General features: G+C 35.8%; 5 protein-coding genes and 1 pseudogene. 5 read left to right on the forward strand and 1 reads right to left on the reverse strand.

Annotation, left to right across the window (positions count from 1 at the left end):
• Positions 1-391: 391 nt before the first annotated feature.
• Positions 392-1,228: a cell division protein FtsQ/DivIB gene (locus F6K13_RS21815; protein WP_124144941.1), complete on the reverse strand. Its 837-nt coding sequence runs from the start codon at positions 1,226-1,228 to the stop codon at positions 392-394.
• Positions 1,229-1,429: 201 nt separating this feature from the next.
• Here F6K13_RS21815 and F6K13_RS21820 point away from each other — a divergent pair, with 201 nt between their 5' ends.
• The 5 genes and pseudogenes from F6K13_RS21820 to F6K13_RS21840 all read left to right on the forward strand — a co-directional run bounded on the left by F6K13_RS21820 (position 1,430) and on the right by F6K13_RS21840 (position 3,832).
• The gene (locus F6K13_RS21820) at positions 1,430-1,714 is read left to right on the forward strand and encodes a transposase (RefSeq protein ID WP_205127362.1); all 285 of its coding nucleotides are present in this window, start codon (positions 1,430-1,432) and stop codon (positions 1,712-1,714) included.
• Between the two features lie 106 nt (positions 1,715-1,820).
• On the forward strand, positions 1,821-2,018 hold the full coding sequence (locus F6K13_RS21825) for a hypothetical protein (protein WP_287288358.1): 198 nt from the start codon (positions 1,821-1,823) through the stop codon (positions 2,016-2,018).
• Positions 2,019-2,038: 20 nt separating this feature from the next.
• Positions 2,039-2,230 (forward strand): hypothetical protein, encoded by a 192-nt coding sequence (locus F6K13_RS21830; protein ID WP_240038949.1) that lies wholly within the window; start codon positions 2,039-2,041, stop codon positions 2,228-2,230.
• Between the two features lie 592 nt (positions 2,231-2,822).
• Positions 2,823-3,443: pseudogene (locus F6K13_RS21835) on the forward strand (ATP-binding protein); the annotation flags it as partial.
• Positions 3,444-3,451: 8 nt separating this feature from the next.
• Positions 3,452-3,832 carry a WD40 repeat domain-containing protein gene (locus F6K13_RS21840; RefSeq protein WP_124144942.1) on the forward strand — a complete coding sequence of 127 codons (381 nt, stop codon included), beginning with the start codon at positions 3,452-3,454 and terminating at the stop codon, positions 3,830-3,832.
• Positions 3,833-4,069: the final 237 nt, after the last annotated feature.

The raw sequence follows: 4,069 nt of genomic DNA on the forward strand, positions 1-4,069 counted from the left end.
ATCAATTTTGGCTGACTGTTCACAAGTGGGCTTAATTTTGTAGCAATGAGTAATTATCATAATTTTTATACTACTCTTTAGTGCTATATTTGAACATCAATCGACACCTGTTTAATTTACCACAGGCAATTCCCTTCCCGTTAAATCGGAGATTATAACGGAGGACTTCTTGCCGAATCTTTTTGGATTATAACCCAACAAACTCAGAATATTTATTAGTTTTTCTCTATTGGGAACTTAGCTAATGATTGAACGTCTCTAATTTTTCTGTTTTTTTTTGGAGATTTCAATTTGCAACTTTAAAAATTGGAAGGACATATAATTAAATTTACTTTGGATTTTTTCTAAAACCAAAGGGAATATTTTAATATACTTTGAAATTATTGTCGATTTAATTCGACTGAATTTTAATTCCTCTAGATTTATTTGGTAATTGGATTAAAGGATATTCTGGATTTTTCAGATCGATATAGGCAATTCGGCGAGCATCAATTTTATTTGGTAATTCTCGCATTTGGTCTAGAACATTTAATTGTTCGCTAAATCGAGAACTGTACTGTCCTAGATGAACTATTCCCAGTTCAGTCGTTAGAATTAAGTTTCCTGGATCTTGCCAATTAATCTCGAACACTTTAACAGGGCTAAGACTTAGGCTTTGGTATAGCAGATGCCAATATTTACGATACTGTTCAGTAAAACCAATTACTTTTAGAGTAGGTAAAGATTGAGTTCTTTCTAGAGCAGAAAAACTTTCTAGGGGGATCCAATTCCCTTCGGCATCTAACCACCCCATTTTTTGTGAGTTACCAGCACCTACTTTACTCTTCAGTTGAGTAATTGCCACAGGACGTCTCTCTGTAATCTCAATCTTTAAACTGAGAGGAAATAACTGCCGACTAATTTTTGCCCGGGCAATTGGGCCGTGGGACTCTAAATTTTTAGCTAGTACCTGTGGTTTAATTTTCCAAAGAGACTGAGGATACTCTAAAGGAATTAGAGATAATATTGCTCGGTCTGAAAGTAATTGATTACCTTCTACACTTAACTGTTCCTGTTTAGTTATGAGCCAAATGGGCTGAGTAATTGCCCAGAGCAAAGTTCCTGCTAAACCACCAACTGCTAGTATTTGCCATATTATAACTACTAATCTTAATCGTCTTTGACGCAGCAATGTTTGTCGCCGACTTGACAAATCTGATCGAGAAACCGATGCAATACCATTAGCCATTATATTTATTTACTCACTAATTAGTTAATATTTTTAATGCTACCCTACACAATTATCATTTTGATTTAATCACTTATACAAATATTATTTTAGTTGTGAGATATTTGAGATTTTCAGCAAGCAGGTAAAAGTTAAATGGTCGCCGATGATTGATAATTTATAGAATCCCTAACCGTATCTTTTCCTAAAAAGATTATACTAATGAGCGATATAGCTGCCGCACTTGCTCCGCCAACGCCAACGCCGCATGAGAAAATGCGGTATTCAAGCAGTTTAACAGACTTTGAATGGGTTCTGATTGAACCATTATTACCAAAAAAGAAGAAAACTTATCCTACAAAATGGAGCAACAGAGAAATCTTAGATGGTATCTTATATCAATTAAAGAATGGTTGTAACTGGTGTGATCTACCCTGCATATTTACCACCCTATTCAACTGTATTTTGGCACTACAAGCAGTGGCGAGCATCAGGGGTTACCCTTGAAGATTAGAGATGTATTGCATCTGTGTTGTACGTCAACAGGTAAAAAAAAAGCCAGATGGACAACTTTAATCATCATTGATTCACTTATCTGTAAAAAATACCTGTAATGCTAGTATCAAGTCCAAGGGATTCTGTTTTTACAAGGCTACCAACGGAATTAAAAGACCGGAACGCAGTTGATAGTCTCGGTTTTCCTTTTTTTACTTATTGCACCAAAGCCAATGTATCTGACGATCAGGGATTAATAGAAATGTTGTCAGATAACATTGATTACTTTAAGTCCAAACCTGTTAACCCATACTAAAATTACTATCTTACTTGACAATGGATATCCCATACGAAAAAATAGCACAGGAGTTAAAGAAAATTTATCCAGCAATTATGACCAAGATTCGGTTTAAACTATCACCAAAACCTTCACAGGTGGAGAAAAAACAGCAAGGAAAAACAGGATTTGTTCCCGTCAAGGCCAGGTGTGTCATCGTGCATAACCAACTCTTGGATGGAAAGGTGTAAAAGCTTGACTAAAAATTTTGTTTGCGCAGCATTCCGCAGGAAAAGAACTCTGGAAAATGCCACAGCCAAGATTAATCTTTGTTTTATTCGACTGATGCTTAAGAGGTTGGCGATCGCGACTTAGTATAACCTTTCCCTCAAAAGATACGATCAGGGGTTCTATAGAGATTTATGTAGTTATAAATCATAACTTTTAAATATATACAAAATATTTCTACACCAGTAGATGTTTTTACTAATTAATCAAATTTTAGATAGAAAAAATATCTAATTGATTTTCTGTTCTGTTTATTTGTATACTCAATTTTCCCTAATATTATTACTATCTATTAAGGCTTAAGAGCTGATTTATTAACTGAGCTGTTAGCTCCGCATTCCGCAGGAAAACTCTTATGCTATCTAGGTCTCATAAATTTCCACTTTACTGGCCTACAATCGGTAAAACCTTTGTCCTGTAAGAAATTCAGCCTCTTAATATTTACTCTATAAATCAGCTCTAAGCACCTAGAGGCTGACGTACCTCTTGCCCATAGCCAAAAAATTCCAGAGAATGACATAGTTAAATAATATATAATGTCGCCTTTTTTTTGTTATGAGAAAAACTGTGTTAGAAACTCTTGACTTAATTAAATTTTACAAGTCCTGTAACCCTACCAAGACCCTCATAGTAGGACATCCTGAAGATGAAAATATTACATAGATTTTGCGAGTGTTTAGAGGTAGTGACATTATTCAAGAATTAGAAAGAACAATAACACTACTATCTGGAAATCAGCCAACTTGTCAACTATTTACAGGGCACATCGGTTGTGGCAAGTCCACTGAACTATTTAGACTGAAAGATAAACTAGAAAGAAAAGGATATCATATTGTTTACTTTGAATCCTCTGAAGACTTAGATATGGGGGATGTAGATATTAGTGATATTTTACTGGCGATCACTCGTCAAGTCAGTGAAAATATAGAGCAAGCCAACATCAAACTAAAACCAGGCTACTTCCAAAAACTATTTACGGAAATATCAGAAGTATTACAAACCCCGATCCAACTTTCAGCAGAGGCAGAAGTATCTGTTGGTATTGCCAAAATTACTGCTAAAATTAAAGATTATCCCAAACTACGTTCTCAATTAAGACAATATCTAGAACCACGAACCAGCACCATTCTAGAATCAATCAATCAAGAATTACTCGGACGAGCTAACATTGAACTGATAGTGTAATGAGTGTCAGTTTTAGTCTGAACAATCAAATTATTGCTTCTGGTAATAAAGATAAAACAGTCAAGTTGTGGAACCGCAAAGGCAAATTACTTAAAACTTTAGTTGGTCATAAAAAATGGGTCAATAGTGTTAGTTTCAGCCCCGATGGCAAAATGCTTGCTTCTGCCAGTGATCATGGTATAGTAAAACTATGGACTCAAGATGGTGATCTGCTAAAAACTATTCCTGCTCACGATAATTGGGTGTTGGGAGTAAGTTTTAGCTCAGATGATCAGGCGATCGCTACGGCAAGTTATGATAATACAGTTAAACTCTGGAGTATAAATGGTGAGTTATTGAAAACTTTTTTAAAAGGTTCTAGTGCAGGATGGCAGAAATAAGTGACCAGTAGGAGCAATGCCCTCTTCCTGAGATAGAATACTCAGAGGTGCGATCGCATCGGAGAGGCCAGCCCCAAAAAGTGACCACTAAAAAAAAGTGATTTATGAAGTAAACTAGAATTTGTGGAAGCCCAATCAATAAGCCCAGTCAACCCCATGAATGAATGCCTATCCCCAAAGCTCAATCCATAATCCTGTCGCCAAGACAGAAAAGCCTACTGCAAGTTTTACCCTTCA

The sequence above is a fragment of the Okeania sp. SIO2B9 genome (assembly GCF_010672505.1).
GTDB classification, from domain to species: domain Bacteria; phylum Cyanobacteriota; class Cyanobacteriia; order Cyanobacteriales; family Microcoleaceae; genus Okeania; species Okeania hirsuta.

Bases quoted from the DNA above. Each gene is read 5' to 3' on its own strand.
- F6K13_RS21840 (WP_124144942.1), top strand. From the start codon at position 3,452: ATGAGTGTCAGTTTTAGTCTGAACAATCAAATTATTGCTTCTGGTAAT.
- F6K13_RS21830 (WP_240038949.1), top strand. From the start codon at position 2,039: ATGGATATCCCATACGAAAAAATAGCACAGGAGTTAAAGAAAATTTAT.
- F6K13_RS21820 (WP_205127362.1), top strand. From the start codon at position 1,430: ATGAGCGATATAGCTGCCGCACTTGCTCCGCCAACGCCAACGCCGCAT.
- F6K13_RS21815 (WP_124144941.1), bottom strand. From the start codon at position 1,228: ATGGCTAATGGTATTGCATCGGTTTCTCGATCAGATTTGTCAAGTCGG.
- F6K13_RS21825 (WP_287288358.1), top strand. From the start codon at position 1,821: ATGCTAGTATCAAGTCCAAGGGATTCTGTTTTTACAAGGCTACCAACG.